Source organism: Candidatus Binatia bacterium, assembly GCA_036382395.1.
Classification (GTDB): Bacteria; Desulfobacterota; Binatia; order HRBIN30; family HRBIN30; genus JAGDMS01.
Window position 1 is genome coordinate 1 of the sequence record DASVHW010000352.1, and the last position, 16,345, is coordinate 16,345.

Annotated in this window: 18 protein-coding genes; 7 read left to right on the forward strand and 11 right to left on the reverse strand. The window is 61.5% G+C overall.

The window, feature by feature from the left end:
- From VF515_16885 to VF515_16895, 3 genes are all read left to right on the forward strand, one after another.
- A partial coding sequence (locus tag VF515_16885) for a His/Gly/Thr/Pro-type tRNA ligase C-terminal domain-containing protein (GenBank protein ID HEX7409307.1) occupies positions 1-232 on the forward strand: 232 nt, incomplete at its 5' end.
- A complete protein-coding gene (aspS, locus tag VF515_16890; protein HEX7409308.1) occupies positions 229-2,007 on the forward strand; it encodes an aspartate--tRNA ligase in 1,779 nt (592 codons plus the stop codon). The genes VF515_16885 and aspS, both read left to right, overlap by 4 nt.
- A gap of 79 nt (positions 2,008-2,086) precedes the next feature.
- Positions 2,087-2,683 carry a CsgG/HfaB family protein gene (locus VF515_16895; protein HEX7409309.1) on the forward strand — a complete coding sequence of 199 codons (597 nt, stop codon included), beginning with the start codon at positions 2,087-2,089 and terminating at the stop codon, positions 2,681-2,683.
- Between the two features lie 53 nt (positions 2,684-2,736).
- Here the strand turns inward: VF515_16895 and VF515_16900 are convergent, their stop codons facing one another.
- Entirely contained in the window at positions 2,737-2,940 is a 204-nt protein-coding gene (locus VF515_16900) for a hypothetical protein (protein ID HEX7409310.1), read from the reverse strand.
- Positions 2,930-3,595 (reverse strand): NnrU family protein, encoded by a 666-nt coding sequence (locus VF515_16905; protein ID HEX7409311.1) that lies wholly within the window; start codon positions 3,593-3,595, stop codon positions 2,930-2,932. Before VF515_16905 ends, VF515_16900 begins: the two co-directional genes overlap by 11 nt.
- A gap of 246 nt (positions 3,596-3,841) precedes the next feature.
- On the opposite strand from VF515_16905, the gene VF515_16910 reads away from it, so the two are divergent.
- The gene (locus VF515_16910; GenBank protein HEX7409312.1) at positions 3,842-5,269 is read left to right on the forward strand and encodes a cation:proton antiporter; all 1,428 of its coding nucleotides are present in this window, start codon (positions 3,842-3,844) and stop codon (positions 5,267-5,269) included.
- A gap of 271 nt (positions 5,270-5,540) precedes the next feature.
- Entirely contained in the window at positions 5,541-6,851 is a 1,311-nt protein-coding gene (locus VF515_16915; GenBank protein HEX7409313.1) for a HAMP domain-containing sensor histidine kinase, read from the forward strand.
- A 16-nt stretch (positions 6,852-6,867) separates the two neighbouring features.
- On the opposite strand, the gene VF515_16920 is transcribed toward VF515_16915, so the two are convergent.
- From VF515_16920 to VF515_16940, 5 genes are all read right to left on the reverse strand, one after another.
- Positions 6,868-8,040, reverse strand: a complete 1,173-nt coding sequence (locus VF515_16920) for an acyl-CoA dehydrogenase family protein (protein HEX7409314.1) — start codon at positions 8,038-8,040, stop codon at positions 6,868-6,870.
- A 152-nt stretch (positions 8,041-8,192) separates the two neighbouring features.
- Positions 8,193-8,591 carry an aspartate 1-decarboxylase gene (gene panD, locus VF515_16925; GenBank protein HEX7409315.1) on the reverse strand — a complete coding sequence of 133 codons (399 nt, stop codon included), beginning with the start codon at positions 8,589-8,591 and terminating at the stop codon, positions 8,193-8,195.
- Between the two features lie 23 nt (positions 8,592-8,614).
- Complete coding sequence (gene panC / locus VF515_16930) at positions 8,615-9,475, reverse strand: pantoate--beta-alanine ligase (protein ID HEX7409316.1); 861 nt, start codon at positions 9,473-9,475, stop codon at positions 8,615-8,617.
- 91 nt (positions 9,476-9,566) lie between these two features.
- On the reverse strand, positions 9,567-10,427 hold the full coding sequence (panB, locus tag VF515_16935; GenBank protein HEX7409317.1) for a 3-methyl-2-oxobutanoate hydroxymethyltransferase: 861 nt from the start codon (positions 10,425-10,427) through the stop codon (positions 9,567-9,569).
- A 202-nt stretch (positions 10,428-10,629) separates the two neighbouring features.
- Entirely contained in the window at positions 10,630-11,271 is a 642-nt protein-coding gene (locus VF515_16940) for a deoxynucleoside kinase (protein HEX7409318.1), read from the reverse strand.
- A 250-nt stretch (positions 11,272-11,521) separates the two neighbouring features.
- Between VF515_16940 and VF515_16945 the strand changes: the two genes are divergently transcribed.
- Together VF515_16945 and VF515_16950 are read left to right on the forward strand one after the other, a co-directional pair.
- Positions 11,522-12,106 carry a DUF1566 domain-containing protein gene (locus VF515_16945; protein ID HEX7409319.1) on the forward strand — a complete coding sequence of 195 codons (585 nt, stop codon included), beginning with the start codon at positions 11,522-11,524 and terminating at the stop codon, positions 12,104-12,106.
- A gap of 94 nt (positions 12,107-12,200) precedes the next feature.
- Positions 12,201-12,335, forward strand: a complete 135-nt coding sequence (locus tag VF515_16950) for a hypothetical protein (protein ID HEX7409320.1) — start codon at positions 12,201-12,203, stop codon at positions 12,333-12,335.
- A gap of 1,131 nt (positions 12,336-13,466) precedes the next feature.
- Here VF515_16950 and VF515_16955 read toward each other — a convergent pair.
- From VF515_16955 to VF515_16970, 4 genes are all read right to left on the reverse strand, one after another.
- A complete protein-coding gene (locus VF515_16955; protein HEX7409321.1) occupies positions 13,467-13,916 on the reverse strand; it encodes an SUMF1/EgtB/PvdO family nonheme iron enzyme in 450 nt (149 codons plus the stop codon).
- 213 nt (positions 13,917-14,129) lie between these two features.
- Complete coding sequence (locus VF515_16960; protein ID HEX7409322.1) at positions 14,130-14,639, reverse strand: hypothetical protein; 510 nt, start codon at positions 14,637-14,639, stop codon at positions 14,130-14,132.
- 35 nt (positions 14,640-14,674) lie between these two features.
- On the reverse strand, positions 14,675-14,863 hold the full coding sequence (locus tag VF515_16965) for a hypothetical protein (protein HEX7409323.1): 189 nt from the start codon (positions 14,861-14,863) through the stop codon (positions 14,675-14,677).
- 95 nt (positions 14,864-14,958) lie between these two features.
- A complete protein-coding gene (locus tag VF515_16970; GenBank protein HEX7409324.1) occupies positions 14,959-15,732 on the reverse strand; it encodes an arginine deiminase family protein in 774 nt (257 codons plus the stop codon).
- Between the last annotated feature and the right edge of the window lie 613 nt (positions 15,733-16,345).

The window sequence follows — 16,345 nt, forward strand, 5'->3', positions numbered from 1 at the left end:
GATGCGTGTTGAAATGGCAAGTGGAGGCAAGAGCTTGAAGAGCCAAATGCGTCTGGCTGATAAGGTGGGAAGTCCGTACGTTCTGATCCTCGGGGAGGACGAGCTGGCGGCTCAGGTACTGACGGTGCGGGACATGGTGGCCAAACGCGACTTTCCTCGGGCGGTGGCGCTGTCGTCCTCCGCGCCCGCACTGCGCCAGACACTGGACAAACTGCAGGAGCTGTACTTGTGAACGCCGAGGGCCTGGCGGACTGGAAACGCAGCTCGTACTGCGGCGACCTGCGCCTGACCGACGAGGGACAGACGGTGACCGTGATGGGCTGGGTGCACACCCGGCGCGATCACGGCGGCTTGATTTTCGTGGATCTGCGCGACCGTTCGGGGGTGGTGCAGATCGTGTTCAACCCGGAACAGAACCAGTCGACGTTCGCCTTCGCGCAGGAGCTGCGCAACGAGTTCGTTGTGGCCGTGCGCGGCCGTGTCGAACGCCGGCCGGAGGAAACGCAGAACCCGAACCTGGCCACCGGCGCGATCGAGGTCATGGCGTCCGAGGCGAAGCTGCTGAGCCAGGCACGCAGCACGCCGTTTCCGATCGATGGCGGTCCGCCGATCACCGAGAGCACCCGGCTGAAGTATCGCTATCTCGACTTGCGGCGCCCGGAGATGCAGGAACGGCTGATCTTCCGCCACCGGTTGGTGAAGGCGATGCGCGACTACCTCGACGGCCAGGGATTCATCGAGATCGAGACGCCGCTGCTCACCCGCAGCACGCCGGAGGGGGCGCGCGATTATCTGGTGCCCAGCCGCGTCAATCCGGGCTGCTTCTACGCGCTGCCGCAGTCGCCGCAGCTCTTCAAACAGCTGTTCATGGTGGCGGGGCTGGATCGGTACTTCCAGGTTGCGCGTTGCTTTCGCGACGAGGACCTGCGCGCCGACCGGCAACCGGAGTTCACGCAGATCGATGTCGAGATGTCCTTCATCCGGCCCGACGACATCATGGACGTCACCGAAGGCATGCTGTCCGTGGCCTGTGCCTTGCGGGGCATCGAGGTGCCGCACCCGATCCCCCGGCTCAAGTATGACGAGGCGATGCGCCGCTTCGGCTGCGATCGCCCGGACATGCGCTTCGGGCTCGAACTGGCCGACGTGTCCGATGTTGCGCGGCGCGTCGACTTCAAGGTGTTTCGCGAGGCGGTGGGGCGGGGGGGCATCGTCAAAGTGTTGCGCCTGCCTGACGGTGAGCGCCTGTCGCGCAAGGACCTCGACGGCCTCCCCGATCTGGTGGCCCCGTACGGCGCCAAAGGTGTGGCTTGGGTGCGTCTGACCGACGCCGGTTGGCAGTCGCCGATCGCCAAGTTCATCGCTCCCGGGGAGCGCACGGCCATCGAGCAGGCCTGTGGCGCTGGGATGGGCGACTTGCTGATGTTCGTGGCGGACACGCCCAAGGTCGTCAACGACGCTCTTGCCAACCTGCGGCTGAAGTTGGCCGCCCAGCTCGGTATGATTCCGAGTGATCGCTACGCCTTTGTGTGGGTCACGGATTTCCCGCTGGTAGAGTATTCCGCTGAAGACAAGCGTTACGTCTCAGTCAACCACCCGTTCACCGCCGCGCACGAGGAGGATTGGGACCGTCTCGAGTCGGACCCGTTGAGCGTGCGGGCGCTGGCATATGACATCGTGCTCAACGGGACGGAGCTGGGTGGTGGCAGTATTCGTATCCACCGCCCCGACCTCCAATCGCGCGCGTTTGCGGTGCTCGGGCTCAGCGAAAGTGAGGCCCGCTCGAAGTTCGGCTTTCTGCTCGAGGCGTTGTCGTTTGGGGCGCCGCCGCATGGCGGGATTGCTTTAGGCCTCGACCGTGTCGCCATGCTTCTGTGCGGTGCCACATCGATCCGTGATGTCATCGCCTTCCCCAAGACCCAGCGTGCCGTGTGCCTCATGACCGAGGCTCCGAGTCCGGTGGATACGCGACAACTTCGTGAGCTGGGACTGAAGTTGGATGTGTAGCGGGTTGCGGGTGCCGTTCCGCCGGTTAGATCACCGAGGGTCGGCGGCAAGAAGACCATCGCGCCGGCGCCAGCTGGCTGTGCTTGCCCTGGTGGCGTTGACCGGATGCAATCCCTTCCACCGCGGCCCGAAGCTTCCCGAACTGATCGGCCTCATTGCCGTGCTGCCGATCGAGCGCGTTGAGCCCATGAGTGCCACCCCGATGGAGCGAGTGGAATCCTTACCGCCAGATGCAGGGCGGCAGGTGACAGCAGCCGTGTACGGCGTGCTGACGAGTTCGTCGGATTGGCGCGTGGTGCCGGATCTGACGGCTGCGGCGGCCCTCAGCCGCATCAAACCAGCAGGCGACCTCGCGTCACGCGCGCGCGCCCTCGGTCAAGAGGTGGGTGCGGACGCAGTGCTGTTTGGCACTGTTTCGCGTTATGTCGAACGCGTGGGCAGGGGATACGGCGCGCGACAGCCCGCAGCGGTTGCCTTTACCCTGCAACTGATCTCGGTGAAATCGGGCAAGATCCTGTGGAGCGGTTCGTTCGACGAGACGCAGCGGCCGCTGACGTCCAATCTCTTCAACTGGTGGCAGTTCTGGCGCGGCGGCCCGCGCTGGTTCACGGTGCAGGAGTTCACCCGCCTCGGCGTCGAGCATCTGGTGAAGGACCTGTCCAAGAGGACCGAATAACGTCAGCCCTGGAGCGCTGCCTCACGCCGCTGCCGTTGGTCTGTCTGCAAGGATCACCGCTCCATTTTGTTGTAGTCCACGCTCAGCCAGCGTTCAGGGGTGAGGCAAACGAGGATTGTGCCGCGCGCGCGCTCCCCGGCCGTGGCTTGGAGGTACCAGTCGCCCAACTGCTCGCCAAGGTAGCGGTAGGCCATGGGGTGCGCGTCGCGCTCGAAGCCGGGTTCCCCGATGGTTACCGGAGTTAGTTTAGCCGCCAAACCAGCCGGCGTGGAAGTACCGAATGACGACGGTGAGCGCGAAGCCGGCAGCAATGACCACCGGGTGCAGTTCGCGGAGTCCTTGCAGCGTTGCCTTGCCAGTGAACGGCAAGAATGGGGTCGCGGCATGAAACGCGCGGAAGCGAGGGTCCCCGCTCGCCAGCTTACGCTGATCCTGGTGCCAGCCGCCGATGAGCGCGAACAGGACAAAGCCTCCGAAGAAGACGACGTCGGCGGTGCTGCCATTCGGTAGCAGATGGGTCAGCCCAAAGATCGCAAACGCCATGAACGACGGGTGACGGGTGATGCGGTACACACCCGCAGGCATCGGATCGCCTGGGACAAGGCCTGCCGGACTGGGCCGCACCAGGCTCGCCACCAGCAGGGTGAAGGCGATCAACATGCCGACGTACGTCACCCAGTGCAAAGGCGTCCCTCTGGACAGCGCCCACAACCATGGGCCCGCATGCTTGTGCGTGAAGTAGGTCCACACCAGCGGCACGAAGAAGGCGAGGGCTAACAGGGAATACAGAGCACGGAAACGAGCGGCGCCGACGCTTGCCACGAGCGGCCCGCGGATCGGTGCACTCGACAGCGCAATATGGCTCCCGGCGAATCCAGCCCAGAGAAGAAGAATTACGATGGTTGCGGACATAGCGCCCCTCCCGTGTCGCGGGGGCAAAGACTACCGCTTTGAATGCTCGGACGCCAACGGAATGCACCCGGTGCGCGAGCGGACAGGTGACGGAATTGTGCAGCCGGAAGGTGGCCGCTGACCTGAACGCTTGAAATTCACGCGCCTCTCGTTTCATATGGTAGCGAAGCTGGATTCCGAGCAACTGGCGCGCAACCTCCAGGCCTGGATGGGTGATCGGGAAAGCGTATACGCCGTGAGGGCGAGATGAAGCGCAAGCTTGTGATCCTCTGGCTGGTGCTGGCGGTCAGCGTGTGCGCCATGATCTTGGCGGAGAAGAGCAGCCCCGCCTACAACAAGAACAACCCCCGCTGGGAAGCTCCCGAGCACATCATCCCTCCTCAGCCGTACACTAAACCCTACAAGCCCCTCCGCCAGCCACCGGGGGCCATTCCGCCGCGGCAGCACCGCACGGGAAACTCCCAGGCGTTGGATGCACGGGTTGTCGCCTGCCTGGCCGGCATCTTCGTTCTGGCGATCGGGATGCAATGGCTGGCAGCGCTCGTGCGCATCCCGACGGCGGCGCTGCTGGTTGCCTGTGGTTTTGTGGCTGGCCCGCTCACCGGGCTCCTCGATCCCGACGCCCTCTTCGGGAACTTGCTGCTTCCCCTCGTCTCATTGTCGCTAGCATTGATTCTATTTCTCGAAGCCCTGAGTGTGAGAAGGCGCGTGTGGCATGTCCGCAGCCCGGTGATCCGACTGGCTGGCGTAGGCATGCTGGTCTGCTGGTTGGTGAGCACCGTTGCCGCGTATCTGGTCCTCGATTGCAGCGGCGCTTCGGCGGTGCTGCTCGGGGCGATTCTGGCGATGACCGGACCTCCTGCGGCCATCGGGCTACGCCGCCACCGGTTGGCCGGTCAGCTGAACGCCGTCTTGACGGGGGAGGGGATTGCTCTCGACCTGATCGGAGGCGCGCTGGTCATTCTGATACTCAATGCCCTTGTGTTCGGCGGCTTTCGCCAGTTCGGTGCCGCGTCTATGGTGGCGGTGCGCAACACCCTCGCTGTCGGCATCCTGTGTGGGATGCTCGGCGGCGGCGCCTTGTCCGTCCTCCTGAAGCGTCAGTGGATTCCTTGGTCTCTCGGGCGCTCGCTGTGCTTCATGCTGGTCATCGGCGTGTTTGCCATTTCCAACGCGCTCCAAATGGACTCAGGTTTCCTTGCGGTGATCGCCATGGGGGTGTTGCTGTCCAGTCAAGAGATCCTCCCAGCGAGGTACATCGCCCAGCTACCCGGCAACCTGTATGAATCGCTCGTCGCTGCCGTGATCATCGTGCTGTTCGCGCGGGTGTCGTTGGGGGACTTCATTGGCCTCGGTGTTGCCGGTGGCGTCTTTGTTGGAATCGTTCTTGTGGCTGCACGCCCGCTGGCTGTGGGACTGTCGACCGTCAGGTCGCGTTTCGACTGGCGAGAGCGGATGGGCTTGTCGGTGATGGGGCCGCGCGGACTATTGCCGGCCGGGCTCTCCACTGTCTGCGCGTTGCGTCTGATTGAGAACGGCCATCGGGAAGCGTGGGTCCTGGCGCCCCTGACGTTGTTGGTTGTCGCCGGTACGGTCATTGCGTGCACCGTGGCTGCCCCGTTTGTTGCGCGTTGGGAGCACGGTGCCGCTGAGCCGAGCGCTCCAGGAACGTAGCGCGCATCCGTGAACGCCGGCATGGGTGATGCGCTCCTTGATGCGCGCTGACCAATCGCATGACCAACCAGCTGCCTTAGGGCGTGCAGTGGCCGCCGGTTGAGGGACCGGGCTGCGCCGATCGCACGGCCTGCCCGCGCGAGCATGTCCTCAGCGCATCAGAGGAAAACGGCACGGAAGTACCAGCGCCGCCGGCCGCAAATCCAGGTCCGGCACGATGATCGATATGCTTTTGGAACGGTGGCACGGACCTTGTTTCACCTAGCAAACAATGAAAGCCGCGCCTGCAAACAAGAGGAACACGGTCGTCCTGCTCCGTTGGGTTCTCATCATTGCATTCTCCTATCTGCTGTTGATGGACGGGTCCCAACTGCAGCCTCAGACCCGTGTGGTGGTATTGATTGCAGTAGCGCTGGCTTCGAATCTCGTGATTGCGCGGATGCCGGAGAGCTGGGCGCTACGGCCGGCTTTTGATTTCGGCGTGGTGCTCTTCGATGCGGCCTGGGTCACCTTGGGATTGATCTGGGCTCCGAATGTGTCGGATGACTTGTTCCTGCTCTATTTCCTCGTGATCTTTGTCGCCGCCATGGGTGAGTCCTTGTTGACCACAGTGGCCAGCGCTGCCCTCGTCGGGATCGTGTACGGGGTGACGTTGTCCTTTCAGCCCGGTGGCGAGTTTCGGCTCACATCCGCGGCCCTGCTGCGCGTGCCGTTCCTCTTCGTCGTGTCACTGTTCTATGGGTATTTTGTGACCGAAATCCGTACCGGTCGCAGTGAAGCGAACGATGCCAAACTCCGCGAACAAGCCAAGGGTGAGCTGCTAGCGGCGGTGAGTCATGATTTGCGCGGTCCCCTCGGGAACGCGGAGAATCTGATCGCATTGCTCCTCGAAAATGAAGCGCAGAAACCGGCGGACGCCCGGGTGCTCCTCTTGCGCGCTCAGGCGAACGTGCGGCACGTCAGCCTGCTGGTCACCAATCTCTTGCAGGCGGCCTGCATCGAGGCCGGTCAGCTGCAGCTGCAAACGGCCCCCGTCCAGCTCAACGACATCGTCGAGGACATGTTCAATATGGAGTCCGGGGCGGCTTCGCTGAAGCACGTGACGCTCCGCAAGGAAGTCGAACCTGAGCTTCCAATCATCGATGCGGACTTCATGCACATCGGGCGAATCGTTCAGAATCTCGTCGACAACGCCATCAAGTACACCAACGCCGGCGGCACGGCAGTCATCCGCACGGCGCACGATGCGGCGACGGTGAGTGTGAGTGTGGAGGACAGCGGCTCCGGGATGGACGAGGCGCAGTGCAAAGCGTTATTCGCCCCGTACCGGCGTGTGCATCTTGGCGGCCACACTCCGGGAATGGGGCTTGGCTTGCATCTCGTCAAGAAGCTGGCGGAAGCCCAGGGCGGTACGGTGAGCGTGCGCAGCACGCCGGGCGTGGGATCGACCTTTATCGTCTCGCTTCCGCGCCCCCCACGGCCAAGAGCTTCGACTCCAGTGACGAGACGCAAAGCCGCGGCGCAGTCCCCTTCGTCGATGCCGCCGCTGCAACACCCGCTGCCCAGCCCCCGAGCGGCCTGACGGCGCGGCTCTCTATTCAGAGCTTGTAGCGCTGCAACAACTGGCGCGCGATCACCAGCCGCTGGATTTCGTTGGTGCCTTCGCCGATGATCATCAGCGGCGCGTCGCGGTAGTAGCGCTCGACCGGGAACTCGTTGGTGTAGCCGTAGCCGCCGAGGATACGCATGGCTTCGATGGACACCTCGAGACAGGTCTCCGAGGCGAACAGCTTGGCCATGCCGGCTTCCAGGTCGCAACGCTCCCCGCGGTCTTTCTTCTCCGCGGCCTGATAGGTGAGCAGCCGCGCCGCCTCGATCTTGGTCGCCATGTCCGCCAGCTTGAGCTGGATCGCCTGGTGCTCGGCGATCGGCTTTCCGAAGGTCTCGCGTTGCTGGGCATACTTGATCGCTTGCGCAAAGGCCGCCTTGGCCACCCCCACGGCACGGGCGGCGATGTTGATCCGGCCCACTTCGAGTCCGTCCATTACGTGGGAGAACCCCTGGCCCTCCTTCCCGCCGATCAGGTTGGCCGCGGGCACCGCATAATCCTCGAAGTTGACCTCGCAGGTCTCGACGCCTTTGTAACCCAGCTTTTCCATGTCGCGGCCCACGGTTACGCCCGGCCCCTTCTCGCCGACGAACATGCTGATGCCGCGATACGGCGGATCCGCGTCTTTGTCGGTTTTGGCGGCAATGGCGTACAGCGTCCCGTAGCGCGCGTTGGTGATGAACATCTTGCTGCCGTTCAGGATATAGACGTCGCCCTGGCGCACCGCGGTGGTGCGGATGCGCTGGACATCACTGCCAGCATGCGGTTCGGTGAGACACAGCGCGCCGCGGTGCTCGCCGCGTGCCATGGCCGGGAGGTAGCGCTGCTTCTGGTCCTCCGTCCCGTGCATCCGCAACATGTACGCCAGCATGAGGTGGGTGTTGAGCACGCCACTCAGGCTCATCCAGCCGCGGCACAGTTCTTCCACCACCATGGCGTAGGTGGTGACGTCGAGCCCAAGCCCGCCGTACTCCGGTAGAATGGTGGCGCCAAACAGGCCCAGCTCTTTCATCCGTTCGACAAGCGCGTGTGGATACTCGTTGCGATGCTCCAGCTCACTGGCTACCGGCATTACCTCCCGCTCGACAAAACGTCTTACGGTGGCAACAACGTCTTCACGCACGTCACTGGGGGTGGTCACGGAGTTCCTCCCGTCGGCCATGTGGTTAACCATCTTTGTCGGGACTGATGCAACTTCTTCTGCGGTTTCATTCGCAGGATCGTCAGGAAGGCCTGGCGTCGTTCATGGGGCGCCGGCCGCCGAAGTTTGCGGGAAAATAGGGGGCAGAGGTCGGCACCCCACCCCCCTGTTGGTTACTGCTGCCAGGCGTTGGCCACCTCCGCCTGTCCGGCGTGCTCGGAGCGGGTTTCGACGGGACGGTTGAGTGCGTCGACAAACACGCAGCGTGGGACCCAGGCGCGGGCCTCCGCTTCCGTCATCGTGCTGAAACTGGCAATGATGACCAGGTCCCCCGCCCGCGCCTTGTGGGCCGCGGCACCGTTGATGCACACCACGCCAGAGCCGCGCTGGCCCGCCAGGGCATAGGTCTGGAAGCGCTCGCCGTTGGTGACGTTCCAGATGTCCACCTGCTGGTAAGGGATGATGTCGGCCCGTTCCAGTAACTCGGCGTCGATGGTGACGCTGCCTTCGTAGTGCAGGTCGGCGCCAGTGACGGTCGCGCGGTGAATCTTGCCTCGCAGCATGGTGCGCATGAATGCCTCCTCGCCGTCAGCTTTCAGCCTTCAGCTTTCGATCTCTCCAGAATGCAATTGTCGATCAACCGTGTCTTGCCGAGTTGCACGGCCAGCGCCAGAAGCGTCGGGGCACGCACCGCCGACGCGCCTTCCAGGGTTTCGGGATCGGCCAAGGTGGCGTATTCCAGGCGGGTGAGCGGCTCACCGGCGATCACCTGGCGTGCGGCGGCCACGATACGCAGGCCGTCGCTCTCGCCCCGCTCGACCAGTGCGCACGCCATCGCAAGGGCCTGCGACAGACAGCGCGCGGCCTGCCGCTCCGCCGTCGACAGGTAGGCGTTGCGGGAACTCATCGCCACGCCGTCCGGTTCGCGCACGATCGGTGCCCCGATGATCTCGATGTCGAGGTTCAGATCGGTCACCATGCGCCGGATCGCCACGAGTTGTTGGAAATCCTTGCGGCCGAACACCGCGACGTGCGGCTTCACAATGTGAAAGAGTTTCGCGACCACGGTTGTGACCCCGGTGAAGTGTGTCGGGCGTGAGGCGCCACACAGGCCGCGGGTGACCCGCTCGACGGTGACGGTGGTCTGAAAACCTTCGGGGTACATTGCGGCCGGTTCGGGGAGAAACAAGATGTCCGTCCCGGCCTCGGCGAGCAACCGCGTGTCACGTTCTACGTCACGCGGATAGCGGTCGAGGTCTTCGTTGGTGCCGAACTGGAGCCGGTTGACGAAAATGGAAGCAACGGTCACGTCGCTGTGCCGTTGCGCTTCGCGCACCAGGCTGAGGTGGCCGGCGTGCAGGTATCCCATGGTGGGAACGAAACCGATGCGCTGGTTGCGGCCGCGGGCCGAATCGGCCCACTGTTGCATGCGGCGGATGTCGGTGATGGTGTCCATGCTGGCGTATGGCGTAGAGCTTATGGCTTATGGCATGAGTTCAGGTTCATCTTCTGGCCGTAGGCAACAGGCCGTGCGCCATATGCGTGCCTCATCCTTCTGCCGCCGTCTTCTCTTCTCGCTGCACCGGCACCAGGGAGTGGAACGAATGCTCGTCGCTCGGGAAGGCGCCGGTCCTCACCTCGCGTGCATAGGTGCGCACGGCGTCACCGGCGGCCTGCCACAGGTTGGCGTAGCGTTTGGCAAACTTCGGGGCCAGGCGATCGCACAGACCGAGCACGTCGTGGAGCACCAGAATCTGCCCGTCGCAATGCGGCCCGGCACCGATACCGATGGTGGGGATGGTGAGTTGGTTGGTGATCTCGGCGGCGAGATCCAGCGGAATTCCCTCCAGCACGACAGCGAACGCGCCGGCTTCTTCCACCGCCAGGGCATCTGCGACCAGGCGCTCGCGTTGGCCCGGCCGCTCCCCACGGCGCCGCCCCTGCACTTTATGGCCGCCCATTCGGTGCACCGACTGGGGTGTGAGGCCAATGTGGCCCATCACTGGGATGTCGACACCGGCGATGGCGCGGATGGCGTCGGCCAGCGGCAGTCCGCCTTCCAGCTTGACGGCCTCCGCCGCCCCTTCCTTGATGAGCCGGCCGGCATTGGCGACCGCTTCAGTCACCGAGACCTGATACGAGAGGAACGGCATGTCGGCCACGAGCAAAGCCCGTTGTCGGGCGCGGGCAACCATGCGGCAGTGATAGACCATCTCATCCATGGTGACCGGAAGGGTCGTGTCCATGCCCTGTACCACCATGCCGAGCGAATCGCCCACGAGGATGACGTCGACGCCGGCTTGGTCGACGATTCGGCCGAACGGGAAGTCATACGCGGTCAGCGCCACGATGGGGTCGCCGCCACCCTTCCGCCTCAGTATGTCCGGCACTGTAACCTTGCGTTCCATAAAAAAGCCCTCCTGGGACCGAATCCCGGAGGGCCTGTGTAGCTGTTTCGAGACTGCCGATTCGGACTATCGTGCTGAGTCGACGCGTGTCGTCGCTCGGTCAAGTCGAATCGCGCAATCACGAACCCTGCATGGGCGGGGTAACCCCGCCCCTACAAAGGGCGCTCCGTCTCGGTCCGATTTCCCTGACTCTCGTCAGGGTCTATCTGGATCCAAGCGGTATATAATGCTGCACTCCATGCCCCATGTTCCTGATTTCGCGAACCAGGTCGGCCAAGTCCTCCGGGCGCGCCACAAAGTCGACGTCCGAACTATTGACCACCAACAGGGGCGTTTCCTCATAATAAAAGAAAAAGTTTCGATAAGCCTCCGCTATGCGTTCAACGTACTCTGGCGCCATGCGCCGCTCGTAATCGCGGTCGCGTTTGCGCAGCCGTTCCATGAGGACATCGCCTCGTGCTTGTAAATACACGACCAGATCGGGTTTTGGCAAGCGGGAATCGAGCAGGTTGAACAGCTGCCGATACAGCGCCAGTTCGTCCGGCTCCAAGGTTGCCTGGGCGAAGATCTGGTCCTTGGCGAAGAGGTAGTCCGAAACTGTATGTTGATTGAAGAGATCCTGTTGCGCCAGGGCACGCTGTTGCCGGTAGCGGCTGAGCAAAAAGAAGAGCTGGGTCTGGAAGGCGTACGTGCCGGGGTCTTCGTAGAACTTCCGTAGGAAGGGATTCTCCTCCACCTGTTCGAGGACGGCCCGCGCCTCAAATTCCTCGGCAAGCAGACGCGCCAGCGTCGTCTTGCCAACCCCAAGCGGCCCTTCCACGACAATGTAGCGGGCGCCTCTCACCAACACCCCCGTTTGCAGTCGGCGCTACGTAGCACAAAGGGGCAGCGGTCAGCAATCGGGTGGGACATCGGTGTGGGACATCGGGTGGGACATAACCCTAATCCGGCGCTAAGGGCGGGGCGGAGCCCAGACTGGAGCCGGCGTGCCCTCACGCCGTCCTTTGTTTGCCGTGGTCCCCGCACCGTCATTGCCGTGGGCCGGGGCGGGGCTCTGGGTGGCACCGGCGCGCGCATTGACTAAGTGCACGGCGATGATCCGTCCCACCGATGGCACGATCCTGGTCGGTGCCAAGGGCGTATCGGGGACGTTGCTGTGGGGCCTCAGCACGGGTACGGCGACCAACGCCTTCGGCAACGCGGGAACCTGCGTCGCGGGCAGTCCGCTGGTCGCGAAGAACTGCACGCTGGGAACGGGAGCCGTCGCGATCACGCGGCCGCCGCTGTGCACGCTGTACCTCAAGGACGGGAGCGGGACGTGCTCGGCGTTCATCAAGACCTGTATGCCCAGCAAGCAGCCGCGGTTCATCGACAACGGCGACGGCACGGTCTCGGACACCACGACGGGATTGATGTGGGAGAAAAAGACCACCGATGGCAGCGTGCACGACGTGACCAAGACGTTTACGTGGAGCACGGGCGACAACAACTGTGACGGGACCGCGAAGACGGCTTTCCTCGATCTGCTGAACGATGTGGCGGACAGCGGGGCACCTTGTTTTACGGGCTACTGCGACTGGCGGCTGCCCGACGAGGAGGGACAGAACACGCAGGGCGGCCCGACGGAGTTGGAGACGATTCTGGATGTTGGCCACCGACCGGTACCGACCGGTGGCTGACAGACCATACCCTCTACCTACCCTCCGCGCCGCTTGACAAAAGGTGGTCTACCTGTACGACAATGTGCTCTAGCGTAAGGAGGGGGCGGCTCGTGTGAATCGCGTTCAGCACCTTGAAGGACAGATCCGGCAGCGGCGGGCGAAGTACGCCACGCTGACGCTAACTGTCACTCTGCCCGACTTCCGCCGCGAACTCATCGAGCGGGCGTTTGGCCTGAAGGAGTGCTAGCTTCAGCTGAAATTACAGGCGCCTTCATTGATATCGATGGCTACAAAACGATTATTTCTTTACGTGTTTAAGGTAAGAATCGGTCTGTTGCTCACAGTACCTTGGCTCCTGTTTTTCGTCCCGTACGATTGGGACGAGGACTGGAGGATAGGCATTTGCATGGGGATTCAGATGGTGCTCGCGCCCATTTGGCTTCCTTTCATGTACGAGCATCGCAGGGATAATCGACCGAATCTTGGCATTCGACTGCCTGGCCAGCAGAAAAATCCTTTTCGCCCGCCACCGAGGGGACCCGGATTCATTTGGGTAGTAGCCGGGTCTAGCGTGATGTCGGCACTAGGACTCTACATGCTTTTCTCGCACCCCATTGGCGATTATCTCAGGCGGGCTCACGCGAATCGAGCGATGGCGGCAATTGGCGCAGACGTGTCGGATGAGCAGTATTTTGAAGCTCTTGTCGATTTCTATCAAAAGGTCTCCCCCGACGTTGAAAGGACATTTGGCATACGATGGTTATCCACAAATCATCTGTGGCTTGAAGTAGAGCGAGCCTCAGACGGCTTGTTCACGCTTCATCTTCACGGCGATGGCGATGACACTGTCAAGTGTCGCACGACCGGGCGCCTCAGTGGTGACGGCTTACCGAATCCTCACAACAACTTAGGAGCCTGTGCCAACGAGGAAGGCGCACTGCTAATGACTCTCGTTTTGGAACTTGCAAGCTCACGGGCAGACCGTGTCGACAAGATCCTTTACACCGCGCGTACGTCGTGGAGGGAGGTTGATCGCGTATTTGAAGCCTCGGTGAGACCCGGTGTGACTACGCGGCGCACAAGTCGGAGTACACTAGTGCTGGGCACTTCGTTAAGGCCAGCAAGACCGTTCTGCGCGACTCCTTCTCGGGTTTGAAATGCAACCTCGCTGATTGAACTCGTTGCGCCGATCGTAAGCCCGGTCGTTCTCGCGGGCCGCTGACGGAAACTGACCGGGTGTTTGTGTGTTCGCCCTGATTTTGCCGTGATTTCAATGGTATCCCAGAGGACGCCATGCGTCGGTGAATTCAAACGGGGCTGCTTAACCCGGTTTTGCGTTCCGTTGCTCCCCAGACCCCATGAAACAAGAATGTTTTCTTTATGGCAAAGTCCTTGCGAGGCGAAAGCCCCGGCCTTTGTTGCCCGGGTCGTCGTAGCCCCGGTAGGCAGAACGGCAGTTCGCCGCATCTGCGTTCCAATCCCCTCCCCGGAGTACCCGCCCTGGGCCCATGTCACTTCCTTTAGGATCCGTTACTTCATGTGAAGGATAATTCGTAAACCAGTCCTGACACCACTCTTGTATGTTTCCAATCATATCGTAAAGTCCAAATGGATTAGGTTGTTTCAAACCCACCGGATGTGGGCCAATCATACGGGCGGGGTGTTGCATTTCGTCCTTCCATTTTGAAAAATCAACCCCCCCTTTGTACTCCACCCCACTGTTTCCACAATACCATGCGATAGGGTCCAATTCAGGACCGTTGCGCCTGCCCTGAATCGTCAGGGGGGCCGGTGTACAACGTGGTGTCCGTCCCCGCCCTACAAGCATACTCCCATTCGGCTTCCGTTGGGAGACGGAAGCCACCGCCTGGAACTCTCGCGTTCAGTTGTTTAACAAAGGACTGGCAATCATCCCACGACACTCCCTCCACCGGGCAATCCGCTCCACAGTTTCTGAAACTGGAAGGATTATTCCTCATGACCGCCTGCCATTGCCCTTGGGTAACCAAGTATTTTCCAATCTGAAACTTCTTGGTTAAGGTCACATTATGCCTCGTTTCATTATCACTCCTCCCAGACTCGTCCGTTGGGGACCCCATCCAAAAACTCCCCCCGGTAACTCCACCATCTCCAACTTTCGCCCCCCTGGGAGACTCACGAAAGATGTCTCTCCTGCAGAGGGTGGTGTGGCAACCGCCAAAAGGGTGGAGGCACCATTTTCTGAAGGAGCCCCTTGGGTCGCCTTTGCCTTTTTCCCTTCTTGTTGATTGGTGACATCCGAAGCGAGCAGCAAGTCGCTCAATTGGAGGTTGAACCCCTCCTTGTCCGTCGGCACAAATTCCACATTTACGCTCTTGACCTTTTTCCCATCATTCGGGGAGCCCACTGCCGAGAGCCATCCAGCCATTAATTGACCTTCTGGCTTGGTGGCCTCCAATCGGAATTTACCATTGCCTGAATCTGGAATCCCTTCATTGTTGAAATGGATCGATTGCCCTTTGTCAAAATATAGGTTGGCCGTCCGAGCACCGCCTGTTCCCATGATTTCCAATAGCAGTACGCCGTCCGCGAATTGGTTTGAGATGGTTACGTTCCTGAGTAGAGTCTCACACCCTCCGTCCAGGCCGCGAGGACCACCATGTCAAACAAGAACAGGGACACGAAGTGTCGCCCTGTGCCTTCAATCTTCTGTACGTCTTGGTGGTAGAGGAGATAGTCGTCGAATACCAAGACCAGTGCGACGATCAGAAGGATCGTGTACTTTGTGAGCGACAAGGACCCGATACGTGTGATCGCGGTCCCTATAACCACGCCGTACAGCAGCTCCGTGAACGTAAACTTGACTGATTCCCTCTGGCCCATGTTTCTCCCTACCAAATGAGTGAGAGACAGGTGAGCGAACCGTCACCCTTCTCAAATTCAGAGATCCCCAGGCGATTAACATAAGCCTCGTGCTTTTCGGCGAATCCTTGCAGTCGCAGTGCTGTTCTTGGATAGCCATAGGGGATGAGTAAGTGATCGCGAATCCTCAGGCAGTTGGCAGAGCCAAGCTCGCTTGGCTCCGTGTAAATCACGTCTTCGACCTCGAAGCGGGTCATGTCGAACCAAGCCGGAACCGCGAGCAAAGTGCCGTTGCCGAGATGAGTGACTCCTGTTTTCAAGTGCAGGCAATTCCCTACTGGTATCTTGACGACACGGCGACCAAACCGGGCGAGGAACGCTTTCAGGGACTCGGCACCAGCCTCGTTTGTGCGCGCGGATAACCCGACGTAGGTAACGTCAGCGACATGCAGAACATCTCCCCCCTCCAGTGTCGCGTTGCTGGCGGGTCGCGAGATGGAGTGAGTGCGGCCCAAGACTGCCTCAACTGCAGCCTGTTCTCCCTCTCGATCCTGACACATGCGTGTGATTAGGGCGTGTTGACTCCAGACGACGGCTGCATCTTCAATGAACACGCAGTCGGGCAGGCTCTCATCGGGTTCAACGAAGGATACCGTCAAGCCGGCTGCCTCCAGGGCGCGGACGTACTCTTGGTGCTGCTCGTCCGCGCGTGGAGCAAACACGGTCCTGCCGTGGCGGGCGTAATAGCCGACGTAGGAACGAGGAACCCTCCGGACCAAGGCATGCGTCGGGCCGTCTACCATTGAAATCTCCTTCTGCGCGAGGCACTCTTCAGAATTATTCGCAGACGAATAGCCCGCGCATTGGGAAGCCAGGAAAATCGGTGTCGCCAAAGCCGGCTAACGTTTGAGTTGAGCGGCCTCGCGCGGCTTTTCGCGCGAGGTCCGCTCGGACGAGAGGTTGAACCCAACCGTCGCGGCCACCGCCGCTTAGTTCAACCGCACCTTGGAGAGGCGCTCGCGTTCAGCGTCCCAAACGACGCCGGCGTCTCGTCTCGCTCGGTCTCTCCAAACCGCTATAAGTTCAAGACACTGGACGACATCGAAAACGATTGGATCGCCGTCCCCGCCAATGGACGCTCCACTGCTCAATCAGTTGGGCCGAGACCCGAAGCTCAGGCCATCGAAATGTCACTCCGCCTTTGGCCAGGCGATCGGCGGCAAGGAGAACAACTCGAAGTATCGGTCCCACATGTCTGACAGATATGCCGAACAACGCCTTGCACTATTGAACCTGTCGTGTACCCCCGGCAATTCGAAGCTTCCATCCTTTGAGTACCGGCTCGCCCTTTTCGCTCTTTGCATCGTTCAGATTCAGATGACTGGTGAGATAGTATAGGCGCTGGATATCGTCTTT

What these genes read in the sequence shown, in the direction of transcription:
- VF515_16905 (HEX7409311.1), bottom strand. Translation starts at nt 3,595, where the DNA reads ATGTCCGCAACCATCGTAATTCTTCTTCTCTGGGCTGGATTCGCCGGG.
- VF515_16910 (HEX7409312.1), top strand. Translation starts at nt 3,842, where the DNA reads ATGAAGCGCAAGCTTGTGATCCTCTGGCTGGTGCTGGCGGTCAGCGTG.
- VF515_16915 (HEX7409313.1), top strand. Translation starts at nt 5,541, where the DNA reads ATGAAAGCCGCGCCTGCAAACAAGAGGAACACGGTCGTCCTGCTCCGT.
- VF515_16920 (HEX7409314.1), bottom strand. Translation starts at nt 8,040, where the DNA reads ATGGCCGACGGGAGGAACTCCGTGACCACCCCCAGTGACGTGCGTGAA.
- panD (HEX7409315.1), bottom strand. Translation starts at nt 8,591, where the DNA reads ATGCGCACCATGCTGCGAGGCAAGATTCACCGCGCGACCGTCACTGGC.
- panC (HEX7409316.1), bottom strand. Translation starts at nt 9,475, where the DNA reads ATGGACACCATCACCGACATCCGCCGCATGCAACAGTGGGCCGATTCG.
- panB (HEX7409317.1), bottom strand. Translation starts at nt 10,427, where the DNA reads ATGGAACGCAAGGTTACAGTGCCGGACATACTGAGGCGGAAGGGTGGC.
- VF515_16945 (HEX7409319.1), top strand. Translation starts at nt 11,522, where the DNA reads ATGATCCGTCCCACCGATGGCACGATCCTGGTCGGTGCCAAGGGCGTA.
- VF515_16955 (HEX7409321.1), bottom strand. Translation starts at nt 13,916, where the DNA reads ATGCTTGTAGGGCGGGGACGGACACCACGTTGTACACCGGCCCCCCTG.
- VF515_16970 (HEX7409324.1), bottom strand. Translation starts at nt 15,732, where the DNA reads ATGGTAGACGGCCCGACGCATGCCTTGGTCCGGAGGGTTCCTCGTTCC.